At 73.1% G+C, this 16,625-nt stretch carries 17 protein-coding genes; 6 read left to right on the plus strand and 11 right to left on the minus strand.

The window, feature by feature from the left end:
• Nucleotides 1-50: 50 nt before the first annotated feature.
• Entirely contained in the window at nt 51-2,318 is a 2,268-nt protein-coding gene (locus NFU81_RS22615) for an outer membrane protein assembly factor BamB family protein (protein ID WP_251492766.1), read from the plus strand.
• Between the two features lie 58 nt (nt 2,319-2,376).
• On the opposite strand, the gene NFU81_RS22620 is transcribed toward NFU81_RS22615, so the two are convergent.
• Nucleotides 2,377-2,739 (minus strand): PstC family ABC transporter permease, encoded by a 363-nt coding sequence (locus NFU81_RS22620; RefSeq protein ID WP_274038141.1) that lies wholly within the window; start codon nt 2,737-2,739, stop codon nt 2,377-2,379.
• A 50-nt stretch (nt 2,740-2,789) separates the two neighbouring features.
• On the minus strand, nt 2,790-3,401 hold the full coding sequence (locus tag NFU81_RS22625; protein WP_251492770.1) for an ATP-binding protein: 612 nt from the start codon (nt 3,399-3,401) through the stop codon (nt 2,790-2,792).
• A gap of 86 nt (nt 3,402-3,487) precedes the next feature.
• Between NFU81_RS22625 and NFU81_RS22630 the strand changes: the two genes are divergently transcribed.
• Nucleotides 3,488-3,856, plus strand: a complete 369-nt coding sequence (locus NFU81_RS22630; RefSeq protein ID WP_251492772.1) for a hypothetical protein — start codon at nt 3,488-3,490, stop codon at nt 3,854-3,856.
• Nucleotides 3,857-3,877: 21 nt separating this feature from the next.
• Here the strand turns inward: NFU81_RS22630 and NFU81_RS22635 are convergent, their stop codons facing one another.
• Genes NFU81_RS22635 through deoC form a run of 3 tightly spaced genes read right to left on the minus strand, consistent with a single transcriptional unit; the run spans nt 3,878 to nt 7,250 of the window.
• Nucleotides 3,878-4,753, minus strand: a complete 876-nt coding sequence (locus tag NFU81_RS22635; protein WP_251492827.1) for an aldehyde dehydrogenase family protein — start codon at nt 4,751-4,753, stop codon at nt 3,878-3,880.
• Nucleotides 4,746-6,245, minus strand: coding sequence for an aldehyde dehydrogenase family protein (locus NFU81_RS22640; protein WP_251492774.1), 1,500 nt, complete (start codon nt 6,243-6,245; stop codon nt 4,746-4,748). The genes NFU81_RS22635 and NFU81_RS22640 overlap by 8 nt, the downstream gene beginning before the upstream one ends.
• Before the next feature lie 3 nt (nt 6,246-6,248).
• Entirely contained in the window at nt 6,249-7,250 is a 1,002-nt protein-coding gene (deoC, locus tag NFU81_RS22645) for a deoxyribose-phosphate aldolase (RefSeq protein ID WP_251492830.1), read from the minus strand.
• Between the two features lie 247 nt (nt 7,251-7,497).
• Between deoC and NFU81_RS22650 the strand changes: the two genes are divergently transcribed.
• The gene (locus NFU81_RS22650; RefSeq protein ID WP_251492776.1) at nt 7,498-8,202 is read left to right on the plus strand and encodes a PH domain-containing protein; all 705 of its coding nucleotides are present in this window, start codon (nt 7,498-7,500) and stop codon (nt 8,200-8,202) included.
• An 88-nt stretch (nt 8,203-8,290) separates the two neighbouring features.
• Here the strand turns inward: NFU81_RS22650 and NFU81_RS22655 are convergent, their stop codons facing one another.
• Nucleotides 8,291-9,082 (minus strand): dienelactone hydrolase family protein, encoded by a 792-nt coding sequence (locus NFU81_RS22655; protein WP_251492778.1) that lies wholly within the window; start codon nt 9,080-9,082, stop codon nt 8,291-8,293.
• Nucleotides 9,083-9,183: 101 nt separating this feature from the next.
• Between NFU81_RS22655 and NFU81_RS22660 the strand changes: the two genes are divergently transcribed.
• Together NFU81_RS22660 and NFU81_RS22665 are read left to right on the plus strand one after the other, a co-directional pair.
• Nucleotides 9,184-10,350, plus strand: coding sequence for an adenosine deaminase (locus NFU81_RS22660; protein ID WP_251492780.1), 1,167 nt, complete (start codon nt 9,184-9,186; stop codon nt 10,348-10,350).
• A gap of 92 nt (nt 10,351-10,442) precedes the next feature.
• Nucleotides 10,443-10,736: a hypothetical protein gene (locus NFU81_RS22665; protein ID WP_251492782.1), complete on the plus strand. Its 294-nt coding sequence runs from the start codon at nt 10,443-10,445 to the stop codon at nt 10,734-10,736.
• A 25-nt stretch (nt 10,737-10,761) separates the two neighbouring features.
• Here NFU81_RS22665 and NFU81_RS22670 read toward each other — a convergent pair whose 3' ends face one another.
• The 4 genes from NFU81_RS22670 to NFU81_RS22685 form a co-directional block, all read right to left on the minus strand.
• Nucleotides 10,762-11,283 carry a VanZ family protein gene (locus NFU81_RS22670; RefSeq protein ID WP_251492832.1) on the minus strand — a complete coding sequence of 174 codons (522 nt, stop codon included), beginning with the start codon at nt 11,281-11,283 and terminating at the stop codon, nt 10,762-10,764.
• Nucleotides 11,284-11,398: 115 nt separating this feature from the next.
• A complete protein-coding gene (locus tag NFU81_RS22675; RefSeq protein WP_251492784.1) occupies nt 11,399-12,013 on the minus strand; it encodes a hypothetical protein in 615 nt (204 codons plus the stop codon).
• Nucleotides 12,010-13,584 carry a sensor histidine kinase gene (locus NFU81_RS22680; protein WP_251492786.1) on the minus strand — a complete coding sequence of 525 codons (1,575 nt, stop codon included), beginning with the start codon at nt 13,582-13,584 and terminating at the stop codon, nt 12,010-12,012. Before NFU81_RS22680 ends, NFU81_RS22675 begins: the two co-directional genes overlap by 4 nt.
• Complete coding sequence (locus tag NFU81_RS22685; RefSeq protein WP_198535922.1) at nt 13,581-14,258, minus strand: response regulator transcription factor; 678 nt, start codon at nt 14,256-14,258, stop codon at nt 13,581-13,583. The genes NFU81_RS22680 and NFU81_RS22685 overlap by 4 nt, the downstream gene beginning before the upstream one ends.
• Nucleotides 14,259-14,499: 241 nt before the next feature.
• On the opposite strand from NFU81_RS22685, the gene NFU81_RS22690 reads away from it, so the two are divergent.
• On the plus strand, nt 14,500-15,237 hold the full coding sequence (locus NFU81_RS22690) for a SigE family RNA polymerase sigma factor (RefSeq protein ID WP_251492788.1): 738 nt from the start codon (nt 14,500-14,502) through the stop codon (nt 15,235-15,237).
• A 105-nt stretch (nt 15,238-15,342) separates the two neighbouring features.
• Here the strand turns inward: NFU81_RS22690 and NFU81_RS22695 are convergent, their stop codons facing one another.
• The gene (locus tag NFU81_RS22695; protein WP_251492790.1) at nt 15,343-16,620 is read right to left on the minus strand and encodes a thymidine phosphorylase; all 1,278 of its coding nucleotides are present in this window, start codon (nt 16,618-16,620) and stop codon (nt 15,343-15,345) included.
• Nucleotides 16,621-16,625: the final 5 nt, after the last annotated feature.

Here is a 16,625-nt window from a genome sequence, read left to right on the forward strand (position 1 = left end):
GATGCGCTGTCAGTGACCGGAGGGGACAGCGGTGTTCACAGGGAGGGTCCGTGTTCGACGTCCTGGAGCCCGAGGATCCGCGGCACGTCGGCCGGTATCGCATCGTGGCGCGGATCGGCGCGGGCGGCATGGGCCAGGTGTACCTGGGGCGCTCGCCCGGCGGGCGTCCCGTCGCGGTGAAGGTCGTGCGGCCGGAGCTGGCGGGCGACGGCGACTTCCGGCGCCGCTTCGCCCGCGAGGTGACGGCCGCCCGCAGGGTGAACGGGGCCTTCACCGCCGGCGTGGTCGACGCGGACCCCGACGGCTCCCCCGCCTGGCTGGCGACGGTCTACGTGTCCGGTGTGCCGCTGGGCGAGGCCGTCGCCCGGCACGGCCCCTGGCCCGCCGGGTCGGTGTTCGCGCTCGGGGCGGGACTGGCCGAGGCTCTGGAGGCGATCCACGCGGCGGGCGTCGTCCACCGCGACCTGAAGCCCTCGAACGTCCTGCTGGCCCCCGACGGCCCCAGGGTGATCGACTTCGGGATCTCCTCGGCGAGCGAGGCCAGCGCCCTGACCCGCACCGGCATGACGATCGGCACCCCCGGCTTCATGTCCCCTGAACAGCTCACCGGCCGGCCCGTCGGCCCGGCCAGCGACGTCTTCTCGCTCGGCGCGGTGATGGCGTACACCGCGGCAGGAGTCGGCCCGTTCGGCACCGGCACCCCGCACGCCCTGCACTTCCGCGCCGTGTACGAGCAGCCCGACCTCGACGCCCTGCCGCAGGAGCTGCGCGGGATCGTCGCGGCCTGCCTGGCCAAGGAGCCCGACCGGCGGCCGACGGTGGCCGACCTGCTCCGGCGGATGACCGTACGGGGCGACGGGGAGCCGTCCGATGCGGCGCTGCTGCCCGCGGAGCCCGGCTGGCTGCCCGACGCGGTCAACCGGCTGGTGCGGGAGCAGGCCACCGGCGAGCTGCCGCGCACCCCGCTCGCCACCGTGCCGGACGCCTCACCCGCGCCGACGCCCACCGCACCGGACCTCCCCGCCGCGCCGCCGGTGACGCGCCCCGACCCGGGCCGCCCGAGCCCGCACGAGGCGCCCACCAGGACCGCGGACCACGCCGTCTCCGCCTCGCCGGACGCGCCGGCCGGGACCGCGCCGGACGGGGCTCCGGCCCCCCTCTCGCGGCGCGGCGCCCTGCTCGCCCTGACCGGTACCGCGCTCGCCGCAGGAACGGCCGTCGCGGCCTGGAAGCTCTCCGACGGGGGCTCCGGGGCCGCCGGCCCGCCCTCCGCCGGGCACACGACCACGCCCAAGAGCCGCCCCGTGAGCAGCACTCCGCAGCCCACGCACGCGTCAGGCCAGCAGATATGGGCCTTCGCCACCGACGACGAGGTGCACACCGCGCCGGCCGTCGCGAACGGCGTCGTCTACTTCGGCAGCAACGACAAGAACCTCTACGCCGTGGACGCCGCGACGGGCAGGAAGCGCTGGTCTTTCCCCACCGACAACGCGCTCTACTCGTCGCCCGCCGTCGCGAACGGCGTCGTCTACGTCGGCACCCACGACAACAACCTCTACGCCCTGGACGCCGCGACCGGCGAGAAGCGCTGGGCCTTCCCCACCGGAAGCACCATCGACTCGCCGCCGGTCGTGGCCGGCGACGTCGTGTACGTCGGGAGCAACGACGAGAACCTGTACGCCGTGGACGCCGTCACGGGCAAGAAGCGCTGGAGTTTCCGCTGCCGCAAGGACGGCATGGTGGAAGCGCGGCCGACCGTGGTCGGCGGCACGGTCTACGTCGCCAGTTGGGACGACTACCTGTACGCGCTGGACGCCGCGACGGGCAGGAAGCGCTGGGAGTTCGCCACCGGCGACTACGTGGACTCGTCCCCCGCCGTGGCCGGCGGCCTGGTCTACGTGTCCAGCGACCGGCTGTTCGCGGTGGACGCCGCGACGGGCAAGCAGCGCTGGGCGCGCAGAGGCCGCAAGTTCACGATCCCGGGCGCCGGTTACCGGGCCTTCTCGCCGCCGGCGGTGGCCGGCGGCGTGGTCTACGCCGGCGACGAGATCGAGTACCTGTACGCCCTGAACGCGGCGACGGGCGCGCAGCGCTGGGCCTTCCACACCGGCAACAGCGTCTTCTCCACCCCGGTGGTGGCGGACGGCGTGGTCTACGTGGGCAGCGACGACAAGAGCGTGTACGCGGTGGACACCGCCACCGGAAAGAGGCGCTGGGCCTTCTCCACCGGCGGCGCGATCGGGTCGCCGCTGACCCTCGCGGGCGGGGTGCTCTACGCCGGCAGCGCGGATCACAAGCTGTACGCCCTCCAGACCTGACGGCGCCCCCTCCGGCGCGGGCTTCCGCCGGGGGTGCAGCGCCGCTCCCCGCGCCCGGTCAGCCGAAGCGGCCGTTGACATAGTCGGACGTACGCGAGTCCTGCGGGTTGCCGGCCTCGCCGTACTGCGGGGCGATCAGCGAGGACACCGAGCTGGTGCCGCTCTGCAGGATGTGCGGCTGGATGGCGAAGACCGGGGAGATGATCATGTAGACGCCGATGGTCTCGCCCAGGGCGCGGCCCAGACCCAGCATCGTGCCGCCGATCATGCCGCCCTTGCAGAACGGCAGCACGACCGAGCGGATCGTGCCCCAGCGGGTCGCGCCGAGCGCGTGGGCGCCCTCGCGTTCGCCGACCGGAGCCTGCGAGAAGACCTCGCGGATGATCGAGCAGATGATCGGGGTGACCATCATGGCCACCACGATCCCGGCGATGAAGGTGGACGCGGTGGAGACGGCCGCGGGGGCGGCTGCTAGGGGGCGACGGTCTCGGCCAGGGGGGTCGTGAGGATGCGGGTGAGGGCGGTCGCCCCGTCGACGGGGGCGCAGCCGAGGGCGACCTGGCGGGCGACGATCGTGCGCTCGGCGCGCATCAGGTGCCAGCCCCTGCGCAGCAGGAAGGGCACCGCCTTGCGGCCCTCGCGCAGGTCGCGCAGGAAACGGCGGCGAGCCGTCGTGGAGGGGCGCCCGCGGAGGCACAACGCGTCCGCGAGCAGGCCGAGTTCGCGGCAGCGGACGACGATCTCCGCGGCGAAGATCCCTTCGGCGACGAACAGCGGCGCACCGCCGAGGTCCAGCCGGGTGGACCCGGTGGCGGCGCTGGCGCCGATGTCGTAGACAGGCGTGTCCGCGGCGCCCTCCGCGCACAGCGCGGCGATCGCCGCGAGCGCGGCGTCGGCGTTCCAGGACTGGGGAGCGTCCCAGTCGTACCCGCCGCCGGGGAGCGGCGGCAGCGACGGGTCGTCGCCGTCCTTGTAGAAGTCGTCGAGCGCGAGCACCGGCAAGCCGGTACGGGCGGCGAGCGAGGACTTGCCCGAGCCGGAAGGCCCGGCCAGCAGGATCACGCGGGCGGGAAGTGAACTCACGGAAAACCATTCTCCCGTATCCCCGCACGGGTGATCCCGGCCGGGAGGGAAACTACTCAGCGCGATCGAAGCACTACGCTGAGCCCATGTCATCTCTGCGTACCGCTCTCACGCTCGCCCTGACCGCCGCGGCGGCGACCCTCGCACCGGCCACCGCCGCGATGGCGGCCGCCCCCGCACCCGCCGGGGCGGCCGTTCCTGACAGCGCGCTCCTGGACGCCGCACCGACCCAGACCCTGACCACCGCTCTGGGCGCCGGCGTCGAGCCGGTCAGGCACCTGCCCCTCGACCCGCTGTCCAACACCGGCGTGGACCCCCTCGACAACGGCCTCGGCTCCCAGGTCGCCGACTTCAAGCCGCTGTCGACCACCACCGTCACCGACCAGGTCACCCGCGGCGGCTCCCTGTCCACCCTCCCCCTCGCCGGCCCGGCCACCGGCCTGCTCACCGGCTGACGGGGGGAGTTCGCAACGGCCCTAGACGCCGATCGGGTGCCAGACCGTCTTGGTTTCCAGCCAGGCTGTCAGGCGGGAGGTGCCCGGGTCGCGGGTCCAGTCCTCGGCCGCCGGGGAAGGGCGGCGGACGCGCTTGAGGGTGTCGGCTGCCGACGCTTCGAGCTCCGCGGCCAGCTCGGCGGGGGCGCCGGTCAGGTCGAGGGCGTTGACGTCCTGGTGGGACGCGAGCGGGGCGGACAGTTCCGCGGTGCGGCCGGAGAGGATGTTCACCACGCCCGCGGGGACGTCGGAGGTGGCCAGGACCTCGCCGAAGGACAGGGCCGGGAGGGGGGCGCGCTCCGCGGCGACCACCACGGCGGCGTTGCCGGTGGCGATCACCGGGGCCAGCACCGAGACCAGGCCGAGCAGCGACGAGTCCTGCGGGGCCAGGACCGCGACCACGCCGGTCGGCTCGGGCGTGGACAGGTTGAAGAAGGGTCCCGCCACCGGGTTGGCACCGCCCACCACCTGGGCGATCTTGTCGGTCCAGCCGGCGTACCAGACCCAGCGGTCCACCGCCGCGTCCACCACCGCGGCGGCCTTGGACTTCGACAGCCCCTCCGCGTCGGCGACCTCGCGGGTGAACTGCTCGCGGCGGCCCTCCAGCATCTCCGCGACGCGGTAGAGCACCTGCCCGCGGTTGTACGCGGTCGCGCCGGACCAGCCGGGCACCGCCTTGCGGGCCGCGACGACCGCGTCGCGGGCGTCCTTGCGGGACGACAGCGGTGCGTTGGCGAGCCAGTGACCGCCCTTGGAGTCCGTCACCTCGTACACCCGGCCGCTCTCGGAACGGGGGAACTTGCCCCCCACGTACAGCTTGTAGGTCTTGAACACGGCGAGACGCGACTGCTCAGACACCTTCATTGGTCGCGCTCTCCTTCTCACTCGCATGCTCGCTCGTCGGGTCGGCCGCTCCGGCCAGGTACCCTTCCAGGCCGTGCCGGCCGCCTTCCCGGCCGTAGCCGGACTCCTTGTAACCGCCGAACGGCGAGGTCGGGTCGAACTTGTTGAAGGTGTTGGCCCACACCACGCCGGCCCGCAGCTTGTTCGCCATCGACAGGATGCGCGAGCCCTTCTCGGTCCAGATGCCGGCCGACAGGCCGTACGGCGTGTTGTTGGCCTTCTCGACCGCCTCCGCCGGGGTGCGGAAGGTCAGCACCGACAGCACGGGGCCGAAGATCTCCTCGCGGGCGATCCGGTGCGCCTGGGTGACCCCGGTGAAGAGGGTCGGCGCGAACCAGTAGCCCGACGAGGGCAGTTCGCAGGCCGGCGCCCAGCGCTCCGCGCCCTCGGCCTCGCCCGCCTCGGCCAGCGAGGTGATCCGCGCCAGCTGCTCGGCGGAGTTGATCGCCCCGATGTCGGTGTTCTTGTCCAGCGGGTCGCCGACCCGCAGCGTGCTCATCCGCCGCTTGAGCGCGTCGAGCACCTCCTCCTGCACCGACTCCTGCACCAGCAGCCGCGACCCGGCGCAGCACACGTGGCCCTGGTTGAAGAAGATGCCGTTGACGATGCCCTCGACGGCCTGGTCGATCGGCGCGTCGTCGAAGACGATGTTCGCGGCCTTGCCGCCGAGTTCGAGCGTGACCTTCTTGCGCGTCCCCGCGACGCTGCGGGCGATGGCCCGGCCGACCCCGGTGGAGCCGGTGAAGGCGACCTTGTCCACGTCCGGGTGCGCGACCAGCGCGGCGCCCGCGTCACCGTAGCCGGTGAGGATGTTGACGACGCCGCGCGGCAGCCCCGCCTGCCGGCACACGTCGGCGAAGAACAGCGCGGACAGCGGGGTGGTCTCGGCCGGCTTGAGGACGACCGTGTTGCCCGCGGCCAGCGCCGGCGCGATCTTCCAGGCCAGCATCAGCAGCGGGAAGTTCCACGGGATGACCTGCCCGGCCACTCCCAGCGGGCGCGGGTCGGGACCGTAGCCGGCGTAGGAGAGCTTGTCGGCCCACCCGGCGTAGTAGAAGAAGTGCGCGGCGACCAGCGGGAGGTCGACGTCGCGGGTCTCGCGGATCGGCTTGCCGTTGTCCAGCGACTCCAGCACCGCCAGCTCGCGCGAGCGCTCCTGGAGGATGCGGGCGATACGGAACAGGTACTTGCCGCGCTCGGCGCCCGGCAGCGCGCCCCAGCTCTGGAACGCCTTGCGGGCCGCCTTCACCGCCCGGTCCACGTCGGCCTCGCCGGCCCGTGCGACCTCGGCGAGCACCTCCTCGCTGGACGGCGAGACGGTCTTGAAGACGGTGCCGTCGGCGGCTTCGGCGAACTCGCCGTCGATGAACAGCCCGTAGGACGGGGCCAGATCGACGACGGCGCGGGACTCCGGCGCGGGCGCGTAGGCGAATTTCTCGTTGGCCATGGGTCAGTCCACCGTGACGTAGTCGGGACCGGAATACCGGCCGGTGCTGAGCTTCTGCCGCTGCATCAGCAGATCGTTGAGCAGGCTGGAGGCGCCGAAGCGGAACCAGTCGGGCGAGAGCCAGTCGTCGCCGAGCGTCTCGTTGACCATCACCAGGTACTTGATCGCGTCCTTGGACGTCCTGATGCCGCCGGCCGGCTTGACCCCGACCTGGACGCCGACCGCGTCGCGGAAGTCGCGGACCGCCTCCAGCATCAGCAGGGTGTTCGCGGGGGTGGCGTTGACCGCGACCTTGCCGGTCGAGGTCTTGATGAAGTCCGCGCCGGCCAGCATCGCCAGCCACGAGCAGCGGCGGATGTTGTCGTACGTCGACAGCTCGCCGTTCTCGAAGATCACCTTGAGGTGGGCGGCGCTCCCTCCCCCGGGACGGGCGCAGGCCTGCTTGACCGCCCTGATCTCCTCGAAGACCTCCATGTAGCGGCCGGACAGGAAGGCGCCGCGGTCGATGACCATGTCGATCTCGTCGGCCCCCGCGGCGACCGCGTCCGCGGTGTCGGCGAGCTTGACCGGCAGCGCGACCCGGCCGGCCGGGAAGGCCGTCGCGACCGAGGCGACGCTGATGCCGGAGCCGTCGCCCAGCGCCTCCCGGGCCACCGCGACCATGTCGGGGTACACGCAGATCGCGGCGACGTGCGGGGTGCCGGGGTCCGTCGGGTCCGGCCTGCGGCCCTTGGCGCACAGCGCCCTGACCTTGCCGTGGGTGTCGGAGCCTTCCAGGGTCGTCAGGTCGATCATCGAGATCGCCAGGTCGATGGCGTACGCCTTCGCCGTCGTCTTGATCGACCGGGTGCCGAGGCCGGCGGCTCTGGCTTCGAGGCCGACGGCGTCGACGCCGGGCAGCCCGTGCAGGAACCGCCGCAGGGCGGCGTCCGACGCCGTGACGTCGGCGAGGCCGGCCAGCCGGCCGGGGGCGTCTGGGCCGTATGCGGGAACAACAGAGGACATGGTCACCAGCTCAGCATATCTACGCGCGTAGCAGCGTGTCACTACCCGGGGTCCCCCTGGAGACAGGGTATGGGCGCGGCGCCCGGCTCCTTCCCGGCGGGGGCGACCAGGGCCTTTCCGGGCGCGGCGGGGAACCCGCTGCTCGGGGACGGCCCCGGGGCGGGAGCACGGAGCGCGGGGCGCCGAGACGGGACCGCAACCGGGTCGTGGCCCGGCAGCGCATCCGCGTCGTGCACAATCGGTCGTTATGACGAGCCCGAGGTCCGACCGCCCGACCCCGCCGTCCGGAGGCGCCCCCGGACAGCCGCAGTACGCCGACCGCGCCTACCGCTCGATGGCCGGCATGGTCGGCGGGGTGGGGCTGATCGCGGTCGCGTGCTGGCTCGGCGGCGACGCGATCGCCAACGGCAAGGGCCACGCGCCGTGGCTGGCCATCGCGGCGATGCTGCTGGCGCTGCCGCTGATCGTGGCGCTCACGCTGCGGCCCGCGGTCTTCGCGAACTCCGACCGCATCCGGGTGCGCAACCCCTTCCGCACGATCACCGTGCCGTGGGCCGGGGTGGACGGCGTGCGCTCCTCGTACTCCACCGAGCTGCTGGCCGGCGGCAAGAAGTACCAGCTCTGGGCCATCCCGGTCTCGCTGCGGGCGCGGAAGCGGGCCGCCCGGCAGACCGCGCGGGCGAAGGCGGCCGGCGACGACGCGTTCACCCCCGGCTCCGGCCGCCGCCCCACCTCCCAGGTCCGCTCCCAGCGCCCCGCCCCCGGCACCGACCCGACGGTGCGGGCATGGTCGGACCAGGCCCTGTCCGAACTCCGCGACCTGGCGGAGCGCCACGAGGGCGCCGCCGGCACGGAGGAGGCCACGGCACCGGTGGTGCGCTGGTGCTGGGAGGTCCTGGCCCCTGCCGCGGCCGGCGCGATCGTCCTGATCGTCCTGCTGTCCATCGGCTGAGCAGCGGCCTGCGGCCGGGCGAGGCGGTTCCGGGCACAGCTCGGCACGGGTCGGAGGTGCTCCCGCGGTCAACGGGCAGAAGCGCGGGCTAGTCGCGCAGCGCCCGTCCGAAGCCCGTGGCCAGGGGCATGCGCAGGCCCAGGGGCGGGGGGGCCGCCAGAGCGTCGGCGACCGGGCGGGCGTAGGGGCGGTCGAGGAGGGAGCCGAGGACGAAGTCCGTGGTGAGGGCGAAGACTTCGGACCGGTGCTGGTGCAGGCTGTGGCCGTCGGAGTGGACCTCGAAGCGGCAGACCTGGTGGTTGACCTTCTTGGCCCGTTCCGCGAAGCGGTAGGAGAGGTCCGGGTCGGTGGAGTCGTCCTGGGTGCCGTGGACGATCATCACGTGGCGGCCGATCAGCTGCTTGACCGGCTCCGGTTCAGGGCCGCCCGGGAGCCACGGCGAGAGGGCCACCACGGAGCCCACCGCAGGGTGCCCCGCGGCGTGCAGCGCGGCCCGCCCGCCCATGTCCATGCCGACCAGGCACACCGGCACGTCGCCGTACCGCCTGACCGCCTCGCCGACGGCCCACTCGGCGTCCTCCGCCGGGTGCGCGTGGCCGCCGTTCCAGCCGCGGAAGCGGTAGTGGACGACATGGGCGGCGACGCCGTCGGCCAGTCCCTGGCGCACCAGGTGCCGGGCCAGCGGCCACATGACGGCGGCGGCCACCGGGGATCGGCGCCGGGTGCTCAACGCGTCGCCACCGGGCAGCGCGAGCACGACGGCGCGGACGGTGGCGCCCATGGCCCCGTCGTCGGAACGCTGCCGCGGCCCCGGCACCAGGCCGGGCGCGACGGGGCGCCCGAGCCGGGCGCCACGCGCCGGTAATGCTTGTGAAGCCATGGCGCAACGATCGCAGACGCAGGGGTGTGCACAGTATGGCCGGGCGGAAAATAATTGCCCCGTCGACGAGTTCTACGCGCGTAGGGCGTAGAGTCTCGCGCATGCAGAACCCGAAACCGGGCGTTCCGACCCGGGAACAGATCCGCCGTGCCCCCAAGGTGCTGCTGCACGACCACCTGGACGGTGGCCTGCGCCCCGGCACCGTCGTCGACATCGCGCGGGAGACCGGCTACGACGGGCTGCCCGAGACCGACCCCGACAAGCTCGGGACGTGGTTCAGGGCCGCCGCCGACTCCGGCTCACTCGAACGGTACCTGGAAACCTTCGCCCACACCTGCGCGGTGATGCAGACCCGTGACGCGCTGATCCGGGTCGCCGCCGAGTGCGCCGAGGACCTGGCCGCGGACGGCGTCGTCTACGCCGAGGTGCGGTATGCCCCCGAGCAGCACCTGGAGGGCGGGCTCACCCTCGAAGAGGTCGTCGAGGCGGTCAACACCGGCTTCCGCGACGGCGAGCGGCGGGCGCGGGAGAACGGTGACCGGATCAGGGTCGGCGCGCTGCTCACCGCGATGCGGCACGCGGCCCGCTCCCAGGAGATCGCCGAACTGGCCAACTCCTACCGCGACTCGGGCGTCGTCGGCTTCGACATCGCGGGCGCGGAGGCGGGTTACCCGCCCACCCGTCACCTCGACGCGTTCGATTACCTGAAGCGGGAGAACAACCACTTCACGATCCACGCCGGCGAGGCGTTCGGCCTGCCCTCGATCTGGCAGGCGCTCCAGTGGTGCGGCGCCGACCGCCTCGGCCACGGGGTGCGGATCATCGACGACATCGAGGCCGGCCCCGGCGGCCAGGTCTCGCTCGGCCGCCTCGCGTCGTACGTCCGCGACAAGCGCGTGCCGCTGGAGATGTGCCCGACGTCCAACCTCCAGACGGGTGCGGCCAGTTCGTACGCCGAGCATCCGATCGGCCTGCTGCGGCGGCTGTACTTCCGGGTGACGGTCAACACCGACAACCGCCTGATGTCCGGCACCAGTCTGAGCCGGGAGTTCGAGCACCTGGTCGAGGCGTTCGGATACACGCTCGACGACATGCAGTGGTTCACCGTCAACGCGATGAAGTCGGCGTTCATCCCTTTCGACGAACGTCTCGCCATGATCAACGAGGTCATCAAGCCGGGTTATGCCGAGTTGAAGGCCGAGTGGCTCTTCGACCAGGCGACCGCGGAACGGCCGCTGGCCAGCGGATCCGCCGGCAGCGAGGGCTGACGGCGGGCCGGACGCACGCAGGGACGTTCGGGCGGCACCGACGCGCCACGCCGGTTGCACCGCGAGTCAATGCGTGACTACGTTCCGGAGTTATGCAGACCCGAACGAAGAAGACTCTCGCAACAGGTGCACTCGGACTTGCCTTCGCCGCTGCGGCGGCCGGCACCGCGTCCGCCGCCTCCCCGACCGTCGCTCTCGGCTCGCTCCCGATGGGCTCGGCCACCAACCTCGTTCCCGGAGCCAGCGCCGCCCAGAGCGCCCTGTCCAACGGGACGGCGGCGCTGCCAGGCAACCCGACCGGCCTGCTGCCCGCGGGCAACCACCTCGACGGCACCCAGGTCGCACCCGTCACCGGGCTCCTCGGGGGCCTGCCCATCGGCGGCTGAACCCGCCACAGGTGAAGGAGGCGCCCTACAGGGGTGCGGGTCGTTGCTCGCGCAGCTCCCCGCGTCCTTGTGGGGCACCCTCTTGCTGCGGGAGGAGCTCCCGGCGGCGCAGGTGGCGGCGGGTCGCGGGAACGACCAGCAGGTGGGCCAGCGCCACGCCCGCCGTGTTGAGGATGAGCGCGTCGACGTCGAAGAGCTGGCCCGGGACCATGGTCTGGGTGAACTCGAACGAGATCGACACCATCAGGCCGGCGAAGACGGTACGTACGAAGGACGCCACGCCTGACGTCTCGATCCGGCCGCCGGCCATCGGCAGCAGTATGCCGAGCGGGGCCAGCAGGCCCAGGCCCGCCAGGAGATGACGGGCCGCCTGTCCGGTACCCATCCGCAGGTCCGCCCTGATCGTGCCGAACGGCCGCAGGTTGGGCGACGGCACCCAGGCCACATAGTGCGGGCGCAGCAGCAGCCAGGCGGCGAAAGCGAGGTAAGCGGCGGTCAGCAGGAGGCCGGCCGCGCGCACCCGGTACTTGAAGCCATCGTGCTGCACACCGCCCAAGACGCGGGACCTTCGCACTCCGGTTCCCACCGCGGGGGTGTGACGCCCCGCACTCCCCCGCGCCGCCCCCCCCGCCCCGTACGGCCCCCCGTAGGACCGCCCCGGGTCAGCCGACCTCGGAGCCCGCGGTGTCGGCGGCCTGGGGGCGGGTGCGCAGATCCGGTGTGCAGGTGTAGCGGCGGACCTTGCCGCCGGGCTCCGGGCCGCCGAGGACGACGCTGTGGCCGGGCGAGGCCAGGTCGCTCACCGCGATCGTGCAGACGATCTGCGCCAGCGCGAAGGACGGCAGGTCCTCGATCGGCTGGCCGAGCCGCAGCGCGTCGAACCGGTCGCCGGGGGCGGGTCCCGCGACCTCCAGGGTGCCCGGCACGGTCGTGGCGAAGCCGGCCTTTGCCTCGGCGCCCAGCACGCTGCGCTGGAGCTGCGCGATCAGCTCCCTGACCTGCTCGACCCGCCCGGTCGCGCGCTGCCGCACCTGCACCGTCCGCGGCACCGGCGTGGTCTGCATCCCGCACACCAGGTAGACGTGCTCGACCTGCGCGTCCGTCACGCCGGGCGAGTTCTCCGGCTTCGGCACCGCGCAGGACACCCGCGAGGGCGCGGGTCCCGCGTCGACCGGCACGGAGGTCGTACGGATGCCGCAGCCGGTGGCCAGCGGCAGCACCGCGAGCAGCACGGCACCGGCGGCGGCGAGGCCGCCGGAGCCACGGGAGCGCCTCATCGCGCACCACCGGCGGGGCCGCCCTCGGAGGTGCCGCCGTTGACGGCGTCGGCCGCCTCGTCGCCGCGCGGGTGCCGGGGCAGCCGCAGGGTGAAGACGGCGCCGCCCGACGGGCCGTTCGCGGCGGTGATGTCGCCGCCGTGGATGTGGGCGTTCTCCATCGCGATGGACAGGCCGAGACCGCTGCCCTCGGAGCGCGCCCGGGAGGCGTCGGCCTTGTAGAAGCGGTCGAAGACGTGCGGCAGCACGTCCTCGGGGATGCCGGGCCCGCGGTCGGAGACCGCGACCTCGATGAAGTCGCCGTCCTCCGCGCCGTCCTCCGCGCTGCCGTCCGCGCCGCCGTCCGTGCCGCGGACGGTGACCCGTACCGGCGAGCCGCCGTGCTTGAGGGCGTTGCCGATCAGGTTCGCCATGATCACGTCCAGCCGGCGCGGGTCGAGGGTGGCGAGCACCCCGCGGGGCGCGTCCAGCTCCACCGAGTCCAGCCAGGCCCTGGCGTCCATGCAGGCCATCACCTGCTCACCGACGTCCACCTCGTCCACCCGGAGCTTCGCGGTACCCGCGTCGAACCGGGTGACCTCCATCAGCGTCTCCACCAGTTCGTTCAGCCGCCGGGTCTCGCTGACCACCAGGCGTACGGCGGGAGCGATCATCGGGTCGAGCGCCTCCGCCTCGTCCTCCAGCACGTCGCTGACCGCGGTGATCGCGGTCAGCGGGGTGCGCAGCTCGTGCGACATGTCCGCGACGAAGCGGCGGCTGGCCGCCTCCCGGGCGCTCAGCTCCTCGACCCGGGTCTCCAGCGCCTCCGCCGCGTTGTTGAACGTCCGCGACATCTCGGCCAGCTCGTCGGTGCCCGACACCTTCAGGCGGGTGTCCAGGTGCCCCTCGCCCAGCCGCTGTGCGGCCTCGCCGAGCCGCCGTACCGGCCGCAGCACCGCCGCGCCCGCGGCCTGCGCGAGCAGCGCGGAGCCGATCAGCGCCAGCAGCGTCGCGATGCCCAGCGACCAGGCCAGCGAGTTGAGGTCCTTGCGCTCCGCGTCCAGCGACTTGAGCATGTAGCCGGTCGGCCCGTCGCCGTTGATCTTGGCGCCCGCCACCAGGTACGGCCGGCCCTGCAGCGAGATCCGCTCCCAGTGCAGGTGGTACTTGCCGTCGTCCTTGGTGTGCACGGTGTTGACGGCCTTCTGCAGCGTCGCCGGTACGTCGTCGAGCGTGAAGACGTCGCGGTTGGACGGCTGCGCGCACTCCTGGCTGTCGGGACCGGTGCTGATCAGCACCACCTGGTAGGTGTCGGGCCCGCCTATCCGCCCCGCGGCGGTCTGCAGCGACTGGCAGGTCGGGCCGACCGGCAGCGACGCGGCGTTGCGCTGCAGCGAGTCGCGGAAGTCGTTGAGCGCGCTGTTCTGCGCACGCGTCAGCACGGCGTCGCGGTTCAGCCAGTACGCGATGCCGGACACCGACACCGCGGCGGTCAGCGCGACCGCCGCGAAGACCGCGACCAGCCGCAGCCGCAGGCTCGTCCAGCGCAGGATGCCCGACCCCCACCTGCCACCGCCTGGACCAGAGGTCACTGCGGGGTGTCCAGGCGGTAGCCGACACCGCGGACGGTACGGATCAGGGCCGGCGAGGAGGGGACGTCCTCGATCTTGGCGCGCAGCCGCTGCACGCACGCGTCCACCAGGCGCGAGTCGCCCAGGTAGTCGTGCTCCCACACCAGCCGCAGCAGCTGCTGGCGGGACAGCGCCTGGCCGGGCCTGCGGCTCAGCTCCAGCAGCAGCCGCAGTTCGGTCGGAGTGAGCTGCAGGTCCTCGCCGTCCTTGGTCACCGTCATCGCACTGCGGTCGATGACGATCGAGCCGAAGGCCGCGGAGTCGGTGCTGTCCCGCTCGCCGCGGCGCAGCACCGCCCGGATGCGGGCGTCCAGCACCCGGGGCTGGACCGGCTTGATCACATAGTCGTCGGCGCCGGACTCCAGTCCGACCACCACGTCGATGTCGTCACTGCGCGCGGTGAGCAGGATGATCGGCAGCTGGTCGGTGCGCCGGATACGCCGGCACACCTCGAAGCCGTCGATACCCGGCAGCATCACGTCGAGCACGATCAGGTCGGGACGCTGCTCCTTGAGGAGCTTCAGGCCGTCCTCGCCCGTCGCCGCGGCCACCACACGGTGGCCCTGGCGGGACAGGCCGAGTTCGAGACCGGTGCGGATGGCGTCGTCATCCTCGATCAGCAACAGGAAGGGCACGCCGGACATTGTTGCCTACCTCGGGTGGCCTGATGAAGTGCGGGGACAACTCGTGCCACGGGCACCCCGCAGGACGCCTTGCGCATCCCTCGGGCCGCGGACCTCTGTTGCGGGCCTGTGACACTCGGCGGACAGCCCCATGAAACTGGCCCGGCAGTCTGGAGCCACATCGGAAGAGCGCACGCCGCACAGGCTGCGACGCCGGAAACCACGCTGCAGGTTCCATCGACGGGGGCGCGACATGAACGCACTGCTCGGCACCACCACCGCCGCGGTCCACTCGACGCGTGCGCACTCCGTTGCCAGGACCACCGAGATGTCCGGCGCCGCGAGCGGACGGGGGTACGCCCGCGGCGCCGGACGCACGTCGGGGAACACGGTGGTCAAGCAACGGCCCGCGTACATCACACCGCTGGAGCCGGCGGCGCCCTCGGCGCCGCAGGCCCCCGCCACGGACACGGAGGCGGAGTTCACCGCCTACGTCCAGGAGCGCCGCGCCTCCCTCTACGCGACCGCGTACCACCTCACGGGTGACCGCTTCGCCGCGGAGGACCTGCTGCAGAGCGCGCTGTTCTCCACGTACCGCGCGTGGGACCGGATCAGCGACAAGGCCGCCGTCGGCGGCTACCTGCGGCGCACCATGACCAACCTGCACATCAGCGCCTGGCGGCGGCGCAAGCTCAACGAGTACCCGACGGAGGAGCTGCCCGAGACGGTCGGCGACACCGACGAGATGGGCGGCACCGAGCTGCGCGCCGTCCTGTGGCAGGCCCTCGCCCGGCTGCCCGAGCAGCAGCGCACCATGCTGGTGCTCCGCTACTACGAGGGCCGCACCGACCCGGAGATCGCCGACATACTCGGCATCAGCGTCGGCACGGTGAAGAGCAGCATCTGGCGCTCGCTGCGCCGGATGCGCGACGACGACGCGCTCAGCTTCGGCCGCGACGAGGAGTCCGCGTTCGGCGAGCTCGTCGCGTAGACCGCACAGACCACGGACCAGGGGGGCCACGGCAACGGCGAAGGGCCGGGCGGCAGGGGGAAGCCGCCCGGCCCTTCGCCGTTGCCGTGACCGGTCCCGGCGGGGTCAGGCGATGCGGTCGAGGACGATCGGGGCGGGGTCGAAGGCGGCCGCCGCCGGGTCGACGGTGAAGGCGCCCTCCAGGGCCTCCGTGGCGTACGGGAACTTCTCCGGGGTGTCCGTGTGGAGGGTGAGCAGCGGCGCCCCCTCCTGGACCCGCTGGCCGGGCCTGGCGTGCCACTCGACGCCCGCGCCGGCCTGGACGGAGTCCTCCTTGCGGGCGCGGCCCGCTCCGAGCCGCCACGCGGCGACGCCGACCTTGTAGGCGTCCAGCGCGGTGAGCACGCCCGTCGCGGGGGCCACGATGACCTGCCGCTCGCGGGCGGTGGGCAGCACCGCGTCCGGGTCACCGCCCTGCGCCCGGATCATGCGGCGCCAGACGTCCATGGCGGAGCCGTCCGCGAGGGCCTTGGCCGGGTCGGCGTCCGGCAGGCCCGCCGCGGCGAGCATCTCGCGGGCCAGCGCGAGCGTGAGGTCGACGACGTCGGCGGGGCCGCCGCCGGCCAGCACCTCGACGGACTCGCGGACTTCGAGCGCGTTGCCCGCGGTCAGGCCGAGCGGTACGGACATGTCGGTGAGCAGCGCGACCGTCCGCACCCCGTGGTCGGTGCCGAGGCCGACCATCGTGGCGGCCAGCTCCCGCGCGTCCTCCAGGGACTTCATGAAGGCCCCGGAGCCGACCTTGACGTCGAGCACGAGCGACCCGGTGCCCTCGGCGATCTTCTTGGACATGATGGACGAGGCGATCAGCGGGATCGACTCGACCGTTCCCGTCACGTCACGCAGCGCGTAGAGCTTCTTGTCGGCGGGTGCGAGGCCGTCACCGGCCGCGCAGATGACCGCGCCGGCGTCGTCGAGGACCGCCAGCATCTCCTCGTTGGACAGCGACGCCCGCCAGCCGGGGACGGACTCCAGCTTGTCCAGCGTGCCGCCGGTGTGGCCCAGGCCCCGCCCGGACAGCTGCGGCACCGCGGCACCGCACGCGGCGACCAGCGGCGCCAGCGGGAGGGTGATCTTGTCGCCGACGCCGCCGGTGGAGTGCTTGTCGGCGGTCGGGCGGCTCAGCGAGGAGAAGTCCATCCGCTCGCCGGAGTCGATCATCGCGGCGGTCCAGCGGGCGATCTCGGCCCGGTCCATGCCGTTGAGCAGGATCGCCATCGCGAGCGACGACATCTGCTCGTCGGCGACCGCACCCCGGGTGTACGCGTCGACCACCCAGTCGATCTGCTCGTCGCTGAGCCGGCCGCGGTCGCGCTTGGTGCGGATGACGGAAATGACGTCCATGAGGG

It is taken from the genome of Actinacidiphila cocklensis (genome assembly GCF_907177275.1).
Classification (GTDB): Bacteria; Actinomycetota; Actinomycetes; order Streptomycetales; family Streptomycetaceae; genus Actinacidiphila; species Actinacidiphila cocklensis.

Coding starts and splice junctions, on each gene's coding strand:
- NFU81_RS22690 (WP_251492788.1), top strand. CDS start 14,500: ATGAACGCACTGCTCGGCACCACCACCGCCGCGGTCCACTCGACGCGT.
- NFU81_RS22695 (WP_251492790.1), bottom strand. CDS start 16,620: ATGGACGTCATTTCCGTCATCCGCACCAAGCGCGACCGCGGCCGGCTC.
- NFU81_RS22650 (WP_251492776.1), top strand. CDS start 7,498: ATGACGAGCCCGAGGTCCGACCGCCCGACCCCGCCGTCCGGAGGCGCC.
- NFU81_RS22640 (WP_251492774.1), bottom strand. CDS start 6,245: ATGGCCAACGAGAAATTCGCCTACGCGCCCGCGCCGGAGTCCCGCGCC.
- deoC (WP_251492830.1), bottom strand. CDS start 7,250: ATGTCCTCTGTTGTTCCCGCATACGGCCCAGACGCCCCCGGCCGGCTG.
- NFU81_RS22665 (WP_251492782.1), top strand. CDS start 10,443: ATGCAGACCCGAACGAAGAAGACTCTCGCAACAGGTGCACTCGGACTT.
- NFU81_RS22675 (WP_251492784.1), bottom strand. CDS start 12,013: ATGAGGCGCTCCCGTGGCTCCGGCGGCCTCGCCGCCGCCGGTGCCGTG.
- NFU81_RS22655 (WP_251492778.1), bottom strand. CDS start 9,082: ATGGCTTCACAAGCATTACCGGCGCGTGGCGCCCGGCTCGGGCGCCCC.
- NFU81_RS22660 (WP_251492780.1), top strand. CDS start 9,184: ATGCAGAACCCGAAACCGGGCGTTCCGACCCGGGAACAGATCCGCCGT.
- NFU81_RS22630 (WP_251492772.1), top strand. CDS start 3,488: ATGTCATCTCTGCGTACCGCTCTCACGCTCGCCCTGACCGCCGCGGCG.